Source organism: Bacillus ectoiniformans, from assembly GCF_016908875.1.
In the GTDB taxonomy this organism is placed as follows: Bacteria; Bacillota; Bacilli; order Bacillales; family Domibacillaceae; genus Bacillus_BX; species Bacillus_BX ectoiniformans.
Map to the genome: position 1 here is coordinate 308626 of NZ_JAFBES010000001.1, position 20894 is coordinate 329519.

General features: G+C 41.1%; 22 protein-coding genes. 6 read left to right on the forward strand and 16 right to left on the reverse strand.

Annotated features, from left to right (window positions below):
• Window positions 1-280: 280 nt before the first annotated feature.
• The 6 genes from JOC78_RS01545 to JOC78_RS01570 form a co-directional block, all read right to left on the reverse strand.
• A complete protein-coding gene (locus JOC78_RS01545) occupies window positions 281-562 on the reverse strand; it encodes an adhesin (RefSeq protein ID WP_204552339.1) in 282 nt (93 codons plus the stop codon).
• Window positions 563-580: 18 nt separating this feature from the next.
• Window positions 581-2353 carry an arsenical pump-driving ATPase gene (arsA, locus tag JOC78_RS01550; protein ID WP_204552341.1) on the reverse strand — a complete coding sequence of 591 codons (1773 nt, stop codon included), beginning with the start codon at window positions 2351-2353 and terminating at the stop codon, window positions 581-583.
• A gap of 12 nt (window positions 2354-2365) precedes the next feature.
• Complete coding sequence (gene arsD, locus JOC78_RS01555) at window positions 2366-2734, reverse strand: arsenite efflux transporter metallochaperone ArsD (RefSeq protein ID WP_204552343.1); 369 nt, start codon at window positions 2732-2734, stop codon at window positions 2366-2368.
• A gap of 18 nt (window positions 2735-2752) precedes the next feature.
• Entirely contained in the window at window positions 2753-3172 is a 420-nt protein-coding gene (gene arsC / locus JOC78_RS01560) for an arsenate reductase (thioredoxin) (RefSeq protein WP_204552345.1), read from the reverse strand.
• Between the two features lie 95 nt (window positions 3173-3267).
• Window positions 3268-4563: an arsenite/antimonite efflux transporter gene (locus JOC78_RS01565; protein ID WP_204552347.1), complete on the reverse strand. Its 1296-nt coding sequence runs from the start codon at window positions 4561-4563 to the stop codon at window positions 3268-3270.
• Window positions 4564-4606: 43 nt separating this feature from the next.
• On the reverse strand, window positions 4607-4951 hold the full coding sequence (locus JOC78_RS01570; RefSeq protein ID WP_204552349.1) for an ArsR/SmtB family transcription factor: 345 nt from the start codon (window positions 4949-4951) through the stop codon (window positions 4607-4609).
• Window positions 4952-5256: 305 nt separating this feature from the next.
• Between JOC78_RS01570 and JOC78_RS01575 the strand changes: the two genes are divergently transcribed.
• A complete protein-coding gene (locus JOC78_RS01575) occupies window positions 5257-5568 on the forward strand; it encodes an ArsR/SmtB family transcription factor (protein WP_204552351.1) in 312 nt (103 codons plus the stop codon).
• 293 nt (window positions 5569-5861) lie between these two features.
• On the opposite strand, the gene JOC78_RS01580 is transcribed toward JOC78_RS01575, so the two are convergent.
• The 6 genes from JOC78_RS01580 to JOC78_RS01605 form a co-directional block, all read right to left on the reverse strand.
• A complete protein-coding gene (locus JOC78_RS01580; protein ID WP_204552353.1) occupies window positions 5862-6623 on the reverse strand; it encodes an SDR family NAD(P)-dependent oxidoreductase in 762 nt (253 codons plus the stop codon).
• 109 nt (window positions 6624-6732) lie between these two features.
• A complete protein-coding gene (locus JOC78_RS01585) occupies window positions 6733-8190 on the reverse strand; it encodes a CoA-acylating methylmalonate-semialdehyde dehydrogenase (RefSeq protein WP_204552355.1) in 1458 nt (485 codons plus the stop codon).
• A gap of 175 nt (window positions 8191-8365) precedes the next feature.
• Window positions 8366-9085 (reverse strand): DsbA family oxidoreductase, encoded by a 720-nt coding sequence (locus JOC78_RS01590; RefSeq protein WP_204552357.1) that lies wholly within the window; start codon window positions 9083-9085, stop codon window positions 8366-8368.
• Between the two features lie 82 nt (window positions 9086-9167).
• Complete coding sequence (locus JOC78_RS01595; protein WP_204552359.1) at window positions 9168-9329, reverse strand: hypothetical protein; 162 nt, start codon at window positions 9327-9329, stop codon at window positions 9168-9170.
• Between the two features lie 60 nt (window positions 9330-9389).
• Entirely contained in the window at window positions 9390-9827 is a 438-nt protein-coding gene (locus JOC78_RS01600) for a peptidylprolyl isomerase (protein WP_204552361.1), read from the reverse strand.
• Window positions 9828-9904: 77 nt separating this feature from the next.
• The gene (locus tag JOC78_RS01605) at window positions 9905-10228 is read right to left on the reverse strand and encodes a hypothetical protein (protein ID WP_204552363.1); all 324 of its coding nucleotides are present in this window, start codon (window positions 10226-10228) and stop codon (window positions 9905-9907) included.
• Between the two features lie 225 nt (window positions 10229-10453).
• On the opposite strand from JOC78_RS01605, the gene JOC78_RS01610 reads away from it, so the two are divergent.
• The gene (locus JOC78_RS01610; protein WP_204552365.1) at window positions 10454-12190 is read left to right on the forward strand and encodes an AAA family ATPase; all 1737 of its coding nucleotides are present in this window, start codon (window positions 10454-10456) and stop codon (window positions 12188-12190) included.
• A 43-nt stretch (window positions 12191-12233) separates the two neighbouring features.
• Here the strand turns inward: JOC78_RS01610 and megL are convergent, their stop codons facing one another.
• A complete protein-coding gene (gene megL / locus JOC78_RS01615; RefSeq protein ID WP_204552367.1) occupies window positions 12234-13427 on the reverse strand; it encodes a methionine gamma-lyase in 1194 nt (397 codons plus the stop codon).
• Between the two features lie 140 nt (window positions 13428-13567).
• Complete coding sequence (locus tag JOC78_RS01620) at window positions 13568-15343, reverse strand: PAS domain S-box protein (protein WP_204552369.1); 1776 nt, start codon at window positions 15341-15343, stop codon at window positions 13568-13570.
• A gap of 281 nt (window positions 15344-15624) precedes the next feature.
• Here JOC78_RS01620 and JOC78_RS01625 point away from each other — a divergent pair, with 281 nt between their 5' ends.
• The 3 genes from JOC78_RS01625 to JOC78_RS01635 are packed head-to-tail and all read left to right on the forward strand — an operon-like array spanning window position 15625 to window position 19301.
• Window positions 15625-17115 (forward strand): spore germination protein, encoded by a 1491-nt coding sequence (locus JOC78_RS01625; RefSeq protein WP_204552371.1) that lies wholly within the window; start codon window positions 15625-15627, stop codon window positions 17113-17115.
• 21 nt (window positions 17116-17136) lie between these two features.
• Window positions 17137-18228 (forward strand): GerAB/ArcD/ProY family transporter, encoded by a 1092-nt coding sequence (locus tag JOC78_RS01630; RefSeq protein ID WP_204552373.1) that lies wholly within the window; start codon window positions 17137-17139, stop codon window positions 18226-18228.
• Complete coding sequence (locus JOC78_RS01635) at window positions 18225-19301, forward strand: Ger(x)C family spore germination protein (RefSeq protein ID WP_204552375.1); 1077 nt, start codon at window positions 18225-18227, stop codon at window positions 19299-19301. Before JOC78_RS01630 ends, JOC78_RS01635 begins: the two co-directional genes overlap by 4 nt.
• A gap of 17 nt (window positions 19302-19318) precedes the next feature.
• On the opposite strand, the gene JOC78_RS01640 is transcribed toward JOC78_RS01635, so the two are convergent.
• The gene (locus JOC78_RS01640; RefSeq protein WP_204552377.1) at window positions 19319-19639 is read right to left on the reverse strand and encodes a DUF5658 family protein; all 321 of its coding nucleotides are present in this window, start codon (window positions 19637-19639) and stop codon (window positions 19319-19321) included.
• Window positions 19640-19736: 97 nt separating this feature from the next.
• Entirely contained in the window at window positions 19737-20204 is a 468-nt protein-coding gene (locus JOC78_RS01645; RefSeq protein WP_204552379.1) for a DinB family protein, read from the reverse strand.
• A gap of 343 nt (window positions 20205-20547) precedes the next feature.
• Between JOC78_RS01645 and JOC78_RS01650 the strand changes: the two genes are divergently transcribed.
• Complete coding sequence (locus JOC78_RS01650) at window positions 20548-20850, forward strand: DUF3817 domain-containing protein (protein ID WP_204552381.1); 303 nt, start codon at window positions 20548-20550, stop codon at window positions 20848-20850.
• The last annotated feature ends 44 nt before the right edge of the window (window positions 20851-20894 follow it).

Genomic DNA, 20894 nt, shown 5'->3' on the forward strand with positions numbered 1-20894 from the left:
CCTGCAATCATTCCAATCCATGTCGACCAATTAAACTCACCTTTTATGAACCCTAAAATAAGCGCACCTATTGAGAAGCCTAGAAAAAAGACAAAAAATGTATTTCTTGACACTCTATCCACCCGCCTTCATATTATTTACATGATCTGAAACTCTTTATATATACCCAAATATTTGCTTTCTATAAAGCCGCCTTCAATATAAAAAACTGCACCCCTAATATCGTGTTGACTGACAATAGGGGTGCAGCTATATATATTTCTTTTAAAAATAATTGATCTTAGCAGCAATCACTCACGCCAAGCAGAACAAATCCTGCTTGGTCGCCTGCTTCCTGGTGATCCAATGTTAGATCCGTTGCCAACGGAGCCACTTCTTCATCAAGAGCGACTTGGATTCCATTGATCACTTCGATTCTGTCTTTGGCCTCAGGTGCATCAAGTGACAGACCCACTTGCGGTCCGCAGCATCCCCCGGCTTCAGAATAAAAACGGATGCCTTCTGCTTTATTTTCTTTTAACACTTCTTCTAACACGGCTTTTGCTGTATCGGTAATAATCAATTTCTTCTCTCCCTTTCCTTATAAAATAAGCTCTTTCATTTGATCGTAGCCAATTTTTTCTTCAGCTGCCCACCGTATAATAGCTGTTTTCTCCGGCATCAAGTCACTGGTGTAACGAATCCATTTCATTTCGGATGCCGCCCTGCCAGCAAGAATTGGATCACTCGTATTCGTCGCATACAGACTTTGATTAATGACCCACCAGGCCGGCTGAATAGCTGCGCGTTTTAAATCCTGTTGCAGGCGTTCAGCTTCTAATACAGGGGTCGTTTCAGCCAGTGTCACAATGATGACTCCTGTTTCTTCAGGATTTCTTAAACGAGGAAGCAGCTTTTTCACATTGTCGGATACATTTCCAGTAGACCGTTCCATTTCTTTATGGTAGGTCTCGGTAGAATCAAGCAGCAGCAATGTGTGTCCAGTCGGTGCCGTATCAATAACTACAATTTCCTCATCTGCTTTGGCCACGACATCGGCAAATGCGCGAAAAATCGCAATTTCTTCTGTACATGGCGAATTCAAGTCCTCTTCTAAATAGGCAAGACCTTCCTCGTCTAAATCCGGACTCGCTTGATTCAACACTTCTTGCTTGTAGCGATCTACTTCTTGTTTAGGGTCAATGCGGCTGATGGATAAAGAGTGTTCCTCTCTGCGATCCCCCATTACATAGTCAAGGTGAGCAGCTGGATCGGTTGTCGTTAAGTGTACTCGATGCGCTTTTTCAGACAATCCAACCGCGATAGCCGCAGCAACGGTCGTTTTACCGACTCCCCCTTTCCCCATAGTGAAGATCACCCGTTTGCCGCTTTCTGATAGATCATCTACTACGGCTTTCAGACCAGGTAGAACGAGGTCTTCTTTTGGTTCAGAAGCCGCTGCTGGTGACTCTTCATCTTTCTGTGACGAAAATCGGCGGAGCTGCTGAATGCCCGTAATAGAAAAAGAAACATACGGCAGATAATAAATCGTCTGTTCATTTAATCCCGAAGGCAACTTCTCAATCGCCTTCTGCTGCCGCTGATGGAAAGCTTCAGCGATCGGATCTCCCGCTTTATAATTTTCCATTAATCCATTGATGATTAGAACCTGGTTCTTTAAGCCGATTGGTTTCAATTCATTGGCCGCACGATCCGCTTCTGCCAGTGAAGATGCATCCGGCCTTGCAACTAGAATTAATGTCGTTTGATCAGGGTTAGATAAAGCCTTTACCGTCTTTGCATAAAGATCTTTCTTTGCACTTAGACCGGACAGCGGTCCTAAACAGGAAGCACCATGAGTGTTATCCTCTAAAAAATCGGTCCAGGCATTTGGCAGCTGCAATAAACGCAGCGTGTGACCAGTCGGTGCCGTATCAAAAATAATATGATCGAAGTCTCGAATCAGTTCTTCGTTAGAAAGTAAATTAGTAAACTCATCAAAAGCTGCAATTTCTACTGTACAAGCCCCTGATAATTGTTCTTCCATCGAAGCAACCACAGAATCTGGCAGTTTATCTTTATAGGGGCCGATTATTTTATCACGGTAAGACCTTGCCGCCTCTTCTGGGTCTAAATTGCAGGCGAACAAATTGGCAACACCTTGAACGGGCTTTGGATCGTTGGACAATTCCACTTCAAATACATCTTGTAAATTGGAAGCTGGATCTGTACTGACAATCAGCACTTTCTTGCCAGCATCCGCAAGAGCTACAGCAGTAGAGCTTGCCGCAGTCGTTTTTCCGACCCCGCCTTTTCCTGTGAAAAATAAAAAAGGTGTTTGAACGGAAGTGTCAGGGTTAAATAAAGGAAACATATGAATCGCTCCTTACTGATTTTGAGACGTCTTTAATGTTAAACGGATCCGAGGTTTCTCTCCTTTTAATTCCTCAGGAGACACCGCAAACCACTCTGCTAACTGTTCATTTGAAGGGTATGTTCCTGTTAATTCCACCTGACCGTCAACCATGACCACTGGCAATGCATCCGGTCCTTTTTCATGAAGAATGGTGTTTACTGTTTGATTATCTGCATAGGCAGCTGGATCATTGGCTAGATTGTAACGTACAATGGAATACCCTTTTTTCTCTAAAGAAGAAACGGCAGCCGCTACACGAGTCAGCTCAGGATCTACACTCGGTCCGCATACACCCGTTGAACAGCACATAGCCGGGTCGAAGATTTCAACTTTTTTCATGTTTATTTCCCCTTTCTATTACTCACCTGTTTTCGCAAAACGGTCGATACGCTCACCAATTTCATCACGGACTCTTTGGAAAAACGCCCATTTCTCTTCTTCTGTTCCTTCTGCTTTCGCTGGATCATCAAATCCCCAATGAACGCGTTTGACAGTTGGAGGCGTAACCGGACATTTATCTGCTGCATCTCCGCATAGTGTCACCACTAGGTCTGCATTGTTTAAAATTTCGGGATCGATGATGTCCGACGTTTGGCTAGAAATATCGATTCCTGCTTCTTTCATTGCTTTTACTGCATTGGGGTTTAACCCGTGTGCTTCAATTCCTGCTGAATAAACATTCCACTCGTTTCCTAAATGCTGTTTCGCCCATCCTTCCGCCATTTGGCTTCGGCAAGAGTTTCCTGTGCATAGAAAATAAATTGTTTTTTTAGTCATGATGGATTCGCTCCTTTGTATTGGCTTGATTGCCTATTGTAAGTATTGTTATATAGTAAAGCCTCAGTTGAGATTTATACACAACTCTTGATTAATTAAATGATTAACAGCCAGATGTATAAGCCAAATAAGGTAATAAATAAAGTCGGAACCGTTAAGATGAGACCCGTTTTAAAGTACGTGCCCCAGCCAATTTTTACGCCTTTTTGACTCAAGACATGAAGCCATAAAAGCGTGGCCAAGGAACCGATTGGCGTAATTTTCGGCCCGAGGTCAGACCCGATTACGTTGGCATAAATCAACGCTTCTTTAATCGTGCCAGTTGTTCCTGTTGCTTGAATCGCCAAGGCATCGATCATTACTGTCGGCATATTGTTCATCACTGAAGACAGAATCGCCGCAATGAATCCCATGGACATCGTAGCCGCAAACAGTCCTTGATCCGCTCCCATGCGAATGACATCAGCCAGCACATCCGTCAAACCGGCATTTCTAAGACCGTAAACAACGACATACATGCCAATGGAAAAAAACACGATCGCCCATGGCGCACCTTTCACCACTTGCGCTGTTTGAACAGCCGGGCTTCTTCTGGCCATGATTAAGAAAAAGATTGCCACGATTCCTGCAATAATGGAAACAGGAATGCTTAAGAATTCGCTGGCGAAATAACCAACTAATAGCACACCAAGTACGATCCATGAAAGACGGAACATCCGATGATCTTTAATGGCCTCAGACGGCTGTTTTAAATCTTTTACTTCATAGTTTTTTGGTATTTGTTTTCTGAAATACAGATACAGCACAAGAATACTTGCGAACAACGAGAAGAAGTTCGGTACAATCATTCTTGAAGCATATTCGACAAATCCGATACCAAAGAAATCTGCTGAGACGATATTCACCAAGTTGGATACGACTAAAGGAAGTGAGGTCGTATCGGCAATAAATCCGCTCGCCATAATAAACGGAAAGACCATTTTTTCATCAAATTTCAATGCCCGAACCATCGCAAGAACGATCGGGGTTAAAATTAACGCCGCTCCGTCATTGGCGAATAAAGCCGCAACTAGCGCTCCGAGAAAGGATACATACACAAACATCTTTAATCCATTCCCGCCCGCGGCTCTGGCCATATGTAAGGCGGACCATTCAAAAAAGCCAATTTCATCTAAAATTAACGAGATAATGATGATCGCAATAAATGCAAGCGTCGCATTCCATACGATTTGTGTCACATCTACGACGTCATTAAAGTCAACAACTCCGAAAACAAGCGCAAGGAGTGCTCCTCCAACTGCAGACCAGCCAATAGACAGATTCTTCGGCTGCCAAATGACGAGAACTAACGTCAATAGAAAAATAATTGAAGCGAAAATAACTGAACTCACTGTCTAACCCTCTTTTCTTTTTTACACGTGTCTGACCGCTCGATTATTCACAAGAAATGCGCAACCCTTTTTGAGCAAGTTCTGCTAAACGATCTTCTTGGCTTGGCAAATGAGCAAGCAAGCTTTGAACAAATGGATAATACTCGCTTTCTTTGTTCAAAGAAAAGATCTTCCACTGCCCTCTTTTCTTTTCATTCACCAGTCCAAAGTCTTTTAATTTCCGCAAATGCTGGCTAACCGCGGGCTGGCTCATTTCATAAAGTGCAACAAATTCGCAGACACATACATCTTCCGAATCAAGTGTCTTCACCATCGAGAGCCGCGTCTTATCACCTAGAAGCTTTAAAATATCAGAAGCTTTCGCTATATCAACTGATGTGATCACCATTTCCAAGCACCTCCTGTCTTTATATAATTAATTGCTTATATAATAAACTACTTATGTATTAGCGTCAATCTATGTGTTGGACGGATTATTCTCTATTTTGGCAGGAATAACGCTGAGTTTGGAAAGATTATTTTACTTATTAGAAAGAATAACCTGCATATCGGAAAGAATACGGGCACTTTTGGAAAGAATCATCAATTTACACGAGTTATTAAATCAATTTTTTTGATTTAATAGTTGTTTTTTACCAAACTTTAGCATATGATGTGAATATATCAAAAAATATTGATTAAGGAGTGGTTATTATGAAACCTATACAATTGTCTGAATCTGATTCTCTTGTTGAATATGAAAAGAAGTTTAAAGCATTAGCGGATCAGCAGCGCTTAAAAATCTTAAATCTTTTATGCGAAGCAGGCTCGGAATGCGTCTGTGATTTGAGTGAAAAGATGGATATGCCTCAGTCTAAATTGTCTTACCACTTAAAGATTCTACTGGATGCAGACCTCGTGACCAAAGAAACAAAAGGTACATGGAGCTACTACCAGCTAAACCAGCCAATTATTAATCACCTTTTATCTGAAGAGCTTTGCTGCTTATTCCGGCCATCCTGCTGAGATAAGCCATGGTTAATTAATCAAAAAAAATTGATATAGGGAGCGAAGAAAATGATGCATGACTATGAAATTCATATGAACGAAAAAAAGAGAGAACTGGAACATTATATATCACAGACTAAATATCAGAAAGACTTGCCAAATACTAGTTGGTTTGATCGGGTCAAAATGAAAATAAATTTCTCGAAAGTTCAACCCCCTAAACCTGCCCCATGCTGTTAATGGTATAAAAAAGTTTCTACAACAAACACCCCCAAAAACGATTGGGGGTGTTTGTTAGTATATTTCACCAGTTAAAAATTCATCCGCGATTGTCCGCCATCTACATTCAAACTGGCGCCCACCACCCAAGAGGCTTTTTCCGAAGCTAGAAAGGCCACCACGTTTGCCACTTCTTCCGGTGTACCGAACCGGCCGGCTGGAATTTCATCTTCTACAAACTTGTTGATCGCTTCCGGATTTGCCTCGAGGCGTTTTTTCCAGTTGCCTGTTTCATGCAAAATACTTCCCGGTGCGACACTGTTGACTCGAATGCCATCCTTAATCACCTCATCAGCGAAAGATTTCGTAAAACTGATCAGCGCTGATTTAGCATTATTATAAGTCACTTTCCCGCCGCTTTCTCTTCCAAAAATCGATGTGATATTAATGATGGCACCCGCACCGTTCTTTCTCATCTCCTCGGCAGCCAGCTTACTTAAATGTACAGCTGAAAAGTAGTTTAATTCCATGGCTTGATGAAATAATTCCATATCTGTATCCATCGCTTGGCTTCCATTGCTGCCGCCTGCATTATTAACTAAAACATCAATCGTTCCATGCTGCTCTATGTAGGTTTGAATCAATCGCTCCCGTGCATCAGCATCCGTGATATCCACTGGAAAAATTGTCATGCTTCCACCCAGTTCCTCTTTTGTTTGCAGAAGCGCCTCTTCCCCGCGCGCCGCAATGGAAACAATCGCCCCTTCTGAAACAAATGCTTTAGCAATTGCCTTGCCAATCCCTTTTGATCCGCCTGTAATGAGTACGTGTTTACCTTGTAAGTGTAAATCCATTTTCACAGCTCCTGTCAAACAAAAATATTTGCTTCCTATTATACCTTTTTCAGTGGTTCTGACAAAAAAGAAAACCCCCGGCGAAGAGATCTTCACCGGGGGCGGAAAATTACCATCTAGCGGTAAGCATTTTTCTTCTCGTATAGAAATTGACTCCGTCTTGGCCATTCGCGTGCAAGTCACCGTAGAAAGAATTCTTCCAGCCTGAGAATGGGAAGAACGCCATTGGAGCCGGCACGCCAATGTTTACTCCGAGCATGCCCACTTCAATATTTTCACGGAAGTAGCGAACATCATGACCGCTCGTGGTAAATAAGCAAGCTCCATTTCCAAAGTCTGACTGATTCGTCAGCTCAATTGCTTCTTCTAAGCTGTCCACACGAACGATGGATAGTACCGGCGCGAAAATTTCTTCTTTCCAAATTTTCATATCCGGTTTCACTTGATCAAAAATGGTCGGTCCGATAAAATATCCTTTTTCCAAATGACATTCATCTTTCCGTCCATCTCTCACCAATACAGCTCCAGCTTGTTCACCAGACTGAATGTATCCGGCTGTTTTTTCTTTATGCTCCGAACGAATGACAGGTCCTAAAAAGACATTTTCATCCAGGCCGTCTCCCATTGTAAGTCCATCTGCTGCCTGATTCAGACGTTCGATTAGTTTGTCTGCCACATCGCCCACTGCCACCACTACGGAACACGCCATGCATCGCTCGCCTGCTGAACCGTATGCCGCATTGATGATTTCTTTGACGGCAATGTCTAAATCCGCTTCTGGCATAACGATGGAATGGTTCTTCGCTCCCGCCAATGCTTGAACACGCTTGCCATTATTTGCAGCGGTTTTATAGACATATTCAGCAACCGGCTGTGAACCGACGAATGAAATAGCCGGTACGTCTTTATGATTTAATAATCCATTCACCACATCATGTGCCCCATGGACAATGTTAAACACGCCGTCCGGCAATCCAGCTTCTTTTAATAGCTCTGCCAAGCGGTTAGCTAAAAGCGGCGTCCGTTCCGAAGGCTTTAATACAAATGTATTTCCTGTCGCAATGGCCAGAGGAAACATCCAGCATGGAACCATCATCGGGAAGTTAAACGGCGTGATGCCTCCAACTACACCGACAGGGTAACGATACATGCCGGATTCGATATCTGTTGCAATATCCGGCAGCTGGCTTCCCATCATTAAAGTAGGAGCTCCGGCCGCAAATTCCACGCATTCAATTCCGCGCTGCACTTCACCGAGCGCTTCTTTCGTATTTTTGCCGTTTTCCTGCGTAATGATTTTTGCCAATTCATCTGTGTGATCAATCAGCAGCTGCTGATATTTAAACATGACCCGGGCTCTTTTTGGAACCGGCGTTTTACTCCAGGTTTTAAAAGCTGCTTTTGCCGCAGCTACCGCTTGATTAACGTCTTCCTGCGTTGAAATAGGCACTTCCGCCAAAATCTCTCCTGTCGCCGGATTAGGCACCTGTTCATAAGAATCCGTTTGGGCATCAATCCATTGGCCATTAATAAAGTTCTTTAGGGTTGTTGTTGAAGTCACCGTCATTCGTACACTCTCCCTTTCACTAAAAATTTGAATAGCACAAAAAATATTTCTGATGAAAATAAAATCGAAAAATATTTCTTTTGACATTAAGTGCTTCAAGACATACTTCTACAAAATAGTAAATAATACCTTTATTTTCTATGAAAAAGAAAAGCGTCAAACCTATGAGCCTCGATTATTTATTCTCTGGTATGTCGCATCCATCCTCAGTGCATACTTCTTGCTGATCGGAAGACAAATGTTGAATTTGAGGTGACGCCTGTTCTTCTTCCCAAACCTTTTTTAGGGCATCTTGGAACACAGCTGCGGGCTGCGCTCCAGAGATCGCATACTTTTGATTCAGCACAAAAAACGGAACACCCCGGACACTCATTTGCTGTGCAGCTTGTTCATCTGCACGCACCTCTTCAGTAAACTGACCACTCTCTAAGACTTTCGACGTTTCCGATCGATCAAGCTCTGCTTTTTCAGCAATTTCTAACAGAACGTCTAGTTCTCCAATATGTTTTGCTTCAGTAAAATAAGCTTTTAACAACAGTTCAGCTACCTCTTTATCTTTGCCTTGCACCTCTGCGTATTTAGCCAAACGGTGAGCATCCAATGTATTGGCCGTAACCATACCGTCAAACTGAAAATCCAATCCTGCAGCTTTTGCTTGTTTTTCCATTTCCTTCGTTGAGTTTTTCGCCTGATCGATGGTCATATTGTATTTAGCAGCCAGCTTCTCATGAATGCCTACTTTCAAATCACGATCAGCGCCTGGATCTAATTCAAAACTTTTAAACACGACTTGGATATTGTCTTTATGTGGAAAGGATTCAATCGCTTCTTCTAAACGTCTTTTCCCTATGTAACAGAATGGGCACACATAATCTGACCATACTTCAATTTTCAATGGAAACACCTCTTTATCTTTTATTACTACTATCATACCGGTTAAAGTTTCGTCGGGACAAATGAAACGGCTGCTCATTCTCTTAAAAGGAGACTTTCAGTAAAATATTGAGTTCGTTTAGCAGCGTGTGGGGTTCTATCGGCGGGTTTGGACTTTCTAACGGCGGCTTTTCGAATTCTATCGGCGGCTTTTCGAATTCTATCGGCGGCTTTTCACTTTCTAACGGCGCTCGTCCTTTTCCCAAATCTTTTCCCACAAAAAAAACAGAAACCCGCTAAACCAGCAGATTTCTGTTCGATTTCAATTATGCTTCAAATACTTCTACTTTTTCCATTTTATCGCCGTTTTTCATTGCTTTAGCCGTTTCAAGACCAGAAGTTACTTTACCAAACACCGTGTGAACACCGTTTAAATGCGGCTGTGGTTCATGAACGATGAAGAATTGGCTTCCGCCCGTGTTTTTGCCGGCATGAGCCATTGAAAGGCTTCCAGCTTCATGCTTGTAAGGATTGCCTTCTGTTTCGCAATCGATAGAGTAGCCAGGGCCGCCCATACCAGTTCCTGTAGGATCTCCACCTTGGCTAACAAAACCAGGGATGACGCGGTGGAATACTACACCGTTATAAAAACCATCGTTTGCTAATTTCTCAAAATTTGCTACCGTATTTGGCGCTGCATCATCAAATAGATCGAATTCAATTTTCTCGCCGTTTTCCATTAAGATATATCCTTTTTTTGCCATAAGAAACATCTCCTTTTATGTATAATGACTTACGCTTTATCATAGCATTTTTTATTCAGAAAACAAAACCATTCTGCTTAAGCTTGTCCAGTCATGTCTAAATCTTGAAGAAAGATTACCTTTTGAAAATAGCTCGTCAACAGCACCCACTTTTCAGGAAAAATGTGAATAAATGTTTCTACAGAAAGAAAGGAATCAATTACAAGGCAGTCTAAGTACAGATCTGATTTCTGTAAATCATATAATAAGGCATGCGGAATCGTATAAAAAGCATTAAATTGAAATCGATTCAGTTTAACTGGCTGTATACCTGCTTGAAACAGCCAATTATTTATACTAGTAAGAGTACCATTCTGACTTGGAGCGTGTATTCCTTTATTAAATAAGACTATTCCCTTCATAATAAATACCCCCTTCAGCTTTTGTTATTGGCTGTACAAGGAAAATTTATACTTGATATAAACGCAATCTTAAAACAGCTGCTTGTAGCCATAAATATTTCGGACAGCTCGCTAACTATAAATACTTTTTTCATATAATCTCCACAATATATAGTTCTATTTTCCTATTTATTAATATTTTTAACCTTTTATAATGGTAAATATATTCTCTAAGGAGTGAAGTTATTGAATTTACCATCCAATTTCACGAAGAAAATACTTCCTTATGCTTTAGGATTTCTAGTAGTAGCTGCGTGCATCTTTTGGATAATAATAGACACTGATCAAACAAAGACCGTTCCCTATTCTTCATTAGAAAAGATTATTCAAGAGCAAGATGGACAATCTGTTTCTCTCGTAGAAAAATTTGATGGAACACTGATCCTCCACACACAAGATGGAGAATACACTTCACATATATCACCGGGCACTCTCTCAGCAGATAAGCTCATTGAAAAATACAATATTACTTACTCTTATTCTAATAGCAATGCCTATGAAGGCTGGATGATTGGCGGCGTTATTCTCCTCTTGATCGCTATCGCCTATTATATGAACAGAAGAGGAAAAGGCGGCGAAAGCACCGCAAGATCGATGAAAAATACGGTCTCAAAAGCAAGACCGCTGCCGTCTGTTACGATGGATGACATCGGCGGACTTTCGGATGAAATGAAAGAAGAGATTCTTCAGACACTGGCTATTATGAAAGAGCCGGAACAATCATCTAAAGTTGGTCTTAAGGCACCGCGAGGCATACTGCTTTACGGACCGCCTGGAACAGGAAAAACTCTGCTCGCTCAAGCGATTGCTAGAGATTTAAATGCAAGCTTCTTCTCAGCAAGCGGATCTGCATTTACCGAATTATTCGTTGGTGTCGGTGCTTCCCGAGTGCGCAGTTTGTTTGAGCAAGCGAGAAAGCAAGCTCCTGCTGTTATCTTTATTGATGAAGTGGATGCTTTAGCCGGACGCCGCAAAGCTCATGGCGGTGAAGAAGGCGAAAAAACATTGACTGAATTGCTTGTTCAGCTGGATGGCGGATATGCTAATGACAATATTTTATTTATTGCGGCCACTAACAGAAAAGATATGTTAGATGAAGCTTTCCTGCGTCCCGGCCGTATTGACTTCTCCTTCCTTGTTCCGCTTCCGGATACAAAAGGAAGAAGAGAAATTATTGATATTCATGTAAAGGGCAAGCAGCTTGAAGAAAGTGTAGCAGCTTCACTTGGCGAATTAGCTGAAAGCACTTCAGGATTTTCCGGTGCCGAACTGCACTCGCTGTTTGAAACAGCTAGCCGCAGCGCTATTAGAAAAGGGCGCCACATCATTGAGAAAAGCGACCTCGATTATGCGCTAGACCGCACGATTCTTGGCAGCACCTCGCGTTCGCTGCAAGACCCTGAAACGAAACGGCGTGTGGCCATTCATGAAGCGGGTCATGCCTTAGTTCAGGCAGCAACGAAACCGGGATCGGTTAGGAAAGCAACGATCATTCCACGTGGACAAGCTCTAGGTTATGTGGCACCGATTCCTAAGGAAATGCATCTTTCCACGGCAAGCGAGCTAATGGATCAAGTCTCCATGATTCTTGCGGGTGGTGTAGCTGAAAGAATGTACCTTGGTGAACATAGCATCGGCGTCAGCGGAGATGTGCAGCAAGCGAAGAAGATTATTGAGCAAATGGTAGATACAGGCGTCCTGCAAGACAGCTTTACATTAACGTTCAGCAAAGCGGATCGCGATGTATTGATGCAAGAGCTTTTCCAAAAAGCATTGGAAAAATCAGAAGCATTGATCCGGACGCATGACCATCAGTTTGAATTGCTCGTAGATGCTCTTCTGAAGAAAGAAACACTTGAAGGCAGTGAAGTTCAGGAAATTGTGAACCTTCCTGCTGTCAATAAAGAATTAGTCGGGGTTTAATCCTAAAAAAACAGGCAGCTCACATCTAGAGCTGCCTGTTTTTTTAATTTGACTGAACTTGATCCAAAGCCTGCTTCAGGTCTTCCCATATATCCTCTTTCGCTTCCAAACCAACGGACAGGCGAATGAGCTGATCCGTAATTCCCATTTTATTTCTCTCCTCTTCTGGAATGCCAGAATGAGTCATGGTAGCCGGATGCTGAATGAGTGACTCAGTATCACCAAGACTTACAGCAATCTTGATTAAGGAAAGGTGATTTAAGACCGCTTGCGCTTCTTTCTTTGTGCCCCGGATGTCAAAAGCGATGACTCCGCCGCCTGCTCTCATTTGTTTCTTAGCGACGCTATAATCTGCGTGCTCTGAATCTCCCGGGTAATAAACACCTTTAACAAATGGATGCTTTTTAAGCTGCTCCATGACAAAATGAGCGTTATCACAATGACGATCCATGCGTACAGGGAGTGTCTTCACCCCTCTAAGCAGCAGCCAGGCGTCAAATGGTGAAATGACTCCGCCTACATCTTTCAAAGTAGTCATAGCCACGTGCTGGATGAATTCTTTTTTCCCCGCAACAAGACCTGCGATCACATCGCCGTGCCCTCCAATATATTTCGTTGCACTATGAATGACCACATCACAGCCTAACGGTATAGGCTTTTGCAAATATGGAGAAGAAAAGGTATTATCTACTACTACTGGAATGCCATGAGCTTTAGCCACTTTCACAACTAATTCTAAATCGACTATTTTCATTGTTGGGTTAATCGGTGTTTCTATATAAATACAAGCTGTTTCTGGACGAATCAATTGTTCGATCTGCTCAGCCGTTTGCATCGCACAGAAATCTGTGGAAATATTGTACTTTTCATTCATTAGCTTTAGCAGGCCGTATGTGCAGCCATAGATTCCATCCGAACAGATCACATGATCATTCGCTTTAGTCAGTGACAAAAGAATCGCTGATACGGCAGCCATCCCTGATCCAAAAGCAAGCCCAGCTTCGGCTTCTTCTAATGCCGCAATTCGCTCTTCCAATGACCGAACGGTCGGATTGCCAAGCCTTGAATAAATATAGCCCTCTTCTTCACCGGCAAATCTGCTTTCCCCTTGCTCCGCTGTTTCAAATGTAAAGGTAGACGTCTGAAAAATTGGTGTCGCCAAGCTTCCTAAATAATCTTTTGAATCATACCCGCTGTGAATAACGCTTGTTTCCATCTTCATCTGATCTTTCTTCATGAGTACACTCCCTTATGCCTTTGCTCTGTCCTTTATTACCATATTACGTTGATTCCAACATTATTGGAAGCGTTATCATTTTATTTTTTCTGCTCACGAGCCGCCATAGACCACTCGTGATGCTTTATTTCGAACTCATTTTAAATATAAGGCAATAAGATCTCTGCCTTTGTCCCTTGCCCTTCTTCACTAGTAAAGAAAATCTTTCCGCTATGATTTTCAATAATTTTGAAGCTGACCATTAAACCTAAGCCGGTTCCCTTTTCTTTATTGGAAAAGAATGGTTCTCCGAGCCTAGTAATCCTGTCTGGCGCGATCCCCAATCCTTGGTCAATCACTTGAATACCAACATACTCCTCATCATATTCAATGGTTTTAACCCACACGACTCCTCCGTCTGGCATAGAATCGATCGCATTCTTAATTAAATTAAATATGACTTGCTTGATTTGCTTTTTCTCAAGCCGAACTAATTTAGAAAGATTATGAAGATCCATTTTTAGCTCTGTCTTATAAAGCAAGGCTTCTGGCTGCAGGAACTCTACCGATTCTCTAATCACTTGATTAAGATCCGCCTTTTCAAAAAAGAAATCTTGATTAGGCTTAGCAAGTAACAGAAACTCCTGCATGATGGATTCGATTCGGTCAAGTTCAGACAAGATAATTTGTGTATACTTATTATTTGTTTCTTCCCCTAAAATTTGCACAAACCCTTTGACAGCTGTCAAAGGATTTCTGACTTCATGGGCAATGCCTGCTGCTAATTGGCCTACTACACCTAGCTTGTCCCTCTTGCTTAAAAGAAACTCCTTTTCTTTCAGCGTGGTAATATCTTGAGTAATGGTGCTCAATCTAAATGGAGTGTCACTATTTGTTTTAACCGCCACCCTTGATCTCATCCATTTAATCGAGCCATCTTTATGGATCACCCGATACTCAATTTCCTGCTGTGAATTCCCTTTAATAAATTCCATGCATTCCTTTTGATCTTCAGGATGGATCGTATCTATAAAAGCTCGAGGATCTTTATATATTTTATTGACAGAATGACCCATAATTCTTTCATAAGAGGGGCTAATATAAATGACTTTTTTCTTCTCCACGTCGTATACAGAAAAGATCTCATTTATATTTTCAGCGATTTCAAGAAATTTCATCTCGTTCACTTTGAGCTCTGCCGCTTTTTGGTTTAACAGCAAAGACGTTTTGACCTGTTCCGTCACATTTCGAGTAATCCCTATGATTCCCAGCAGCTGACCCGCTTCATTATAGATCGGTGCTGTGGATAAATTAATATAAATAAGCGTGCCATCTTTCTTTTGCCGAATGGTTTGATGTTCATTGACAGTGCTACCAGCCATCGTCTTTTCTTTCACACTATGATATTCATCCATGAATTGTATAGGAACAATCGGCAGCTCTTTCCCCTCTATCTCTTCAAGTTTCCAGCCATAGAGCTCTTCAAACCCTTTATTTACTTTAATAACATGCCCTTGTGGACTTAAGATAGCTAAAGCTTCTCTTGTTGTATTGAGAAACGTGGAAATAAATGATTTGGTGTTTTTCTTAATTGCCTCTTTTCCTATGCCAATATAGGCGCCGTCTTTATCATTGTATGTAAATTGCCAAATCATACGGCGATATTTTCCCTGATGATTCATGATACGAATGAATAGAATCTCGTCAGATCGGTTTTCTCTGCATCGATCTAATTTATCTGTAACGTTTGCTAAATCATCAGAATGAATCGTTTCGTACCAATCAAAATGAGTTTTATCTCGATCGGTTCCAAGCCACTTTTTAAATGAAGGATTAGCATAGCGCAAGTGCCCTCCTTGACCTATTGTGACAATAAAATCGACTGATTGGTGCACTTGGCTTTTTTCGTCAGAATCTATAATTTCTGAATGCTTCAACTCATAACCCCCTCTAAACTCTTTCCTTTGTTCTTAGCTATATAACTATCCTGTATTTTTGTATACTTGATTCCCCGTTTGGAGAAGCTATTTTTGAAAAACAATCTTTACTTTAAATAAATATTTTCTATATACCAACTACAAGAAATGTCTTAGCATTCTTATATTATATATTGGATTTTTATTTCCATCTAAACTTTTTTTGTTTTTTTTAACAATATTATTATTATTTCGCACTAAGAGGATTTTTCCTCTAAAAAAAGAAAAGGAGGACAGGATGGATGAGAAAAAAATTTCCCATAAAAAAACGCGAGTCCCTTCGTCCTGAGCTGTCCCAGCTTCTTGAAAAATGTAAGCAATCAAAGGATTTCTTAACTTATAAATATGATCCCAAGCAAATGGTTACCATATCCTACTTTAAGACATTAGTAGATGCTGATATGCTTCATCAGGAGATCCTTTCGAATGTGCAGGAAAAAGAGGTTTCCTCGCTAGCGGAAATTTCATGTGCTGTACCTATTGAGAATCCAATATTGACGACAGATTTAAATGAGGTTCAGGAAAAGCTCTTAACTGGATTTGTCCTATTTCATCTCGAAAACGACCTGGATTCCTATTTATTGCTGCCTGCGCCGCTTGAAGAGAAGCGGCAAATCTCTATTCCCGAAACAGAGTACAGTGTGGTTGGGCCTAAAGAAGGTTTTGTTGAATCGTTAGATACTAACTTGAATTTAATACGATCCCGGCTGCCTATCCTTGACTTGACTATTAAAGAATTACACGTTGGGAAGCTAACAAAAACTCGTGTAGCCGTGATCTACATCAAGGGGGTTGCTGATGAGGATAATATTCAAACCGTCATGCAGAGGATTCAGGCGATTGAGTATGACCAAGTGATTGACAGTTCATTTATTAATCAGCTGATTACGGATAATCCGCACTCGCCATTTCCGCAATTAATCGATACCGAACGTCCCGATCGGGTTGCTGGCAGTCTTGTGGAGGGCAAAATAATTATTCTCGCAGATGGTTCTCCTCATGCATTAACTGGGCCAACCACATTTATTGAGTTTTTCTCAGCTACAGAAGATTACTTTATCACCTGGCATATCGCTTCTGCTTTTCGGCTAATCCGGATATTTGCGGTGATTTTTTCTGTTTTAGCGACACCCGCATATGTCGCCATTCTTACTTACCATTATGAAATGATACCGCAGGATCTGTTAAATACATTAGTCTCTTCCCGAAGCGGGATTCCTTTCCCTCCCATTTTAGAAGCTGTTATCCTTGAGATCACGATTGAATTGCTTCGGGAAGCTGGAGCAAGACTACCGACAAAAATTGGCCAAACTATCGGGATTGTAGGAGGGATTGTTATCGGAACCGCAGCAGTGGAAGCAGGACTCACGAGCAACGTCCTATTAATCATTGTGGCTCTAAGTGCTTTAGCCTCTTTTACCACACCTATCTATCAAATGAGCAATACCATTCGATTAATTCGTTTTCCCTTTCTGATCATGGCTCAGCTGTTAGGATTGGTTGGACTGGCTGTCTGCTTTGCTTGCATGCTTGGACATTTATTAAAACTTACATCTCTTGGAAGACCCTATCTCGAACCTCTGTATCCTTTCCGGTTCAAGGATTTAAAGGATGCTTTTATCCGTCTTCCTTTAGAGACACAGACCACGCGCCCCCTGCAAATGAGATCAAATCAGCCTGTAAGATTTGAATCCAAGCCGAAAAAACCCAAGATGCAGGACATAGATGAATAAGCTTAATTGGAGGTGTATATAATGCTGCCATTACCGGGACAAAATCGACAGGTATCACCGTTTTTTGTGTTTTATATTATATATAACCTCCAAATCGGCGTGGCGGTGCTTGGGTTTGAGCGTTATATAGCGAAATCAGCCGGGCATGACGCATGGATATCGATTTTGTTATCAGGAGCATCCATCCAAATCATTATTTGGATGAGCTATTATATTTTAAATAGCGGCAAGAACGATATTGTTGTCATACACAGACAGCTATTCGGAAAATGGCTGGGCGGATTGTTCAGTTTATACCTTATTGCTTATATCATTCTTCTCCTCATTACGAATGTGCGAACATATATTGAGGTCATCCAAATATGGATTTTTCCTCACCTGGCCACTTGGTATATGGCCATTATTCTCCTCGCCTTGACGTATATGTATGTGTCTGGCGGCTTTCGTGCCGTTGTTGGGATTTGTTTTTTTGGTTTTTTCATGACCATTCCGCTGCTTGCATTAAAGTGGTTTCCCTTACAAGAAGCGAAACCATCCTATCTGTTGCCTGTTATGGACCATTCAGTCTTTGAGATCTATGAAGGCGCAAAAACGATGGCATTCAGCTTCGCCGGTTTTGAAGCCTTGCTTTTCTTCTACCCATTTATAAAAAACGCTCAAAGTTCCCAAAAATGGGCCCATTTTGGCGTGCTATTCAGTACGTTCATTTACTTGTTATCCGCTATCGTCTCTTTTTTATATTACAGTCAAGAACAGCTTCAGCGTACCATATGGGCTACGCTAACTTTGTGGAAAGTTGTCGATCTTCCTTTTATTGAACGATTTGAATATGCGGGAATCGCAATTTGGCTATTCGTCATTCTGCCCAACCTATGTATGTACACCTGGGCTGCCTCAAGAGGAGTCAAGCAATTGTTTTCTATTAAACAAAAGGATTCACTTATCGCACTTTTATTCATTACACTAGTGGCAGTTGTGTTAATTACCGATCGGTTTTCAATCGATAAGCTGAATACACTGTCTGGCAACATGGGGATCATCACCATTTATCTTTACATCCCCTTTATCTTTATCGTACAGCTAGTAAAAAATAAAATGAGGAAAAGCTTATGAGTAAATATGGATGGATTATATTTTTTATTGTCCTTGTGACCAACTACTCCATTCGGCCACACATTTTAGAGGATGTTCAACTTGTCACAGCTATCGGCTATGATTATGTAGATAAAGACCTTTATCAAGGGACTGCCGCCTCTCCTGCTTACTTTGCAGGAGACAATCCAAAGCCTGAAACGATCACCTTCACTGCAACAGGACATACAACGAAGGACATTAAACAAAGCCTGCAGCGGGAATCTCCCGCTCCCCTTGTTATTGGACGGCTTAATACCATTCTCTTTAACAAAAAGCTTGCGGAAAAGGGACTGAGTTCTTTAATTGATTCAATTCTTCGTGAACCCCACTTAGGGAGAGATGTTTTTTTGGTCGTAGCAGATGGTCAAACAAAGGATATACTGAATCAGGATTATCCAGTTGCCGATACCACGACCCAATACATCTCAGATTTAATCGCAGAAAATAAAGAGGAAAATATCCCGAAGACGAATTTGCATCATTTTGTCGCTCAATATGAAGGGACTGGAGCTGATCCTTTTTTGCCTATTCTTAAGTCGCAAGGCGAGCACATTCGCTTTACAGAAATCGCTTTGTTCAAAGATGATCGATTGGTTGGCACATTGCCGTTCAAAGATAGCTTTATCTTTAAAACAATTTTAGAAAACTTTCAAAATGGAACCTTTGAATTTCGATCTTCCAAAGGGACTTTTATTGCAATTGAAAATCTGTCTTCTAAAGTGAAGATCAAAGTGAGAGATGGATCAGACCAGCCTAAAGCAACCATTCATGTCACCATGCAAGGGAAAGTCACAGAAGCATCAGGACTGTCTTTAGATCGTAAAAAAACAATAAAATCACTTGAAGAGGATTTAAAAAAAGAGGCTGAAAGAAAAGCTGAAAATATGCTGAAGAAATTTCAAAAATTAAATGTTGATCCGGTGGGGCTTGGCGAATATGCTCGCAGTCAAAACCGTGGTTTTAATGAAAAGGAATGGCAGTCTAAGTATCCCAGTATACCAATTACTTATAAGATGGACGTACAAATTATACAAACCGGCATCGTAGAATGATCTGCCGGTTTGTTTTATTAGTATGTATAATTATTTAAAAAAGCTTGTTGCCTTATAGCTAATATAAGCCAGCACGAATGATATATTAACAAAAAAGCATAAATGAATACCGCTGTCTTCATAGCGATAGGAACAGCACGGTGAGAGGCTGCCAATGGATAAATCCATATTAAGAACAACGGCAGTAAAAGTTTCCATCCATAAAAGGCTATCCAATGGATCTCATAAAGAAATTTAGCAAACGGGTTTCCCTCTTCGATCACTCCATGCTGCAGTCCTACATCCGTAAATAACGCATCAAAAAAACTAAGCGAGAGCAGCCAGTAAACAATTGCCACGAAAAGTTTCACCCTTTCAATAAATGAAATAAGCACACGTTAAAATCAAGTGCTTATTCCATTATTAACAATATTTTACCAGTGCATACGCAGACGATTACAGAAGATGTTTCATGATAAGCTTCATTTTTTCAAGGTGAAGTGCTTCATGGTAAAAACTGTAGAAAAGCGCATCGGCCACTGTTGTAAATGTAACACCAGTTTTGTTCGTGTAAGGGGCTTTTAGCGGTTCTGCTATACGACCTGCCATCGTCTCCTTAATCCGTTTAGGCAAATTGATCAATGCTTCCTTTACTTCTTTAATGGATGGCGGAGTCCCTTCCCAGTCTGCGGGTTTAGTCCCAGCACCAAAAAATTCCTCAAAAGATGGCGTTAATTGCCCTTCATCCCCTGACAAACCTAATACTATTTTTTCCTGGACAAACGCTATATGACCTGCATTCCATAGAATATGGTTGTTAAATCCCGGCGGCAAAACGGCCATTTTTTCTTCCGGAACCTCATTAAGTACATTAAGTGTAATGGCACGAATCGTATCCATATGCTTAAATATGTGCTGCTCCATTGTAACCTCTCCTTTTTCTTCATACTTGTCTATATTTAGGAGTTGCTGATATACCCTCTTAAGTTGCTGATATATCTCCAAAGTTGCCGATATTCCCCCTGAAGTTGCTGATATATCTCCAAAGTTGCCGATATTACCCCTGAAGTTGCTGATAAACGATATTTGCAGTCATTTTTCAGAGAACCGACCTATCACTCTGCTTCTTTCCCGTACCATCTATCCCCAATATATCTGACAATCCAGTGAACTTAAATAAAAAAAGATGAAATTTTTTTATTTTTCCGTTATGTTAGTAATCGTAATCTTACTATGCTTATTCGTTTATGACTGGAGGAAAAAATAGATGTTAAAAACGCCAATTGGCAAGCTTCGCTTTATGGGATACTTCGAAGGAATTTCCTTGCTTATATTATTGTTCATTGCTATGCCTTTAAAATATGGATTAGATATTCCTGAAGCAGTAAGAATTGTGGGAAGCATTCACGGTGCTCTATTTGTCACTTATTGCGTCATCATAGCTTATGTCCAATTAAAGGTGCGCTGGAATATTATTTGGTCGGTCATCGCTGTCGCTGTTGCATTTATTCCATTTGGCAACTTTATTTATGATCGAAAGCTGGACCAGCTTGAAGAAAAATATAGTTAATGAAATTTTTTAAATGCTTAACCAAAAACTGGAGTCTCTATGAA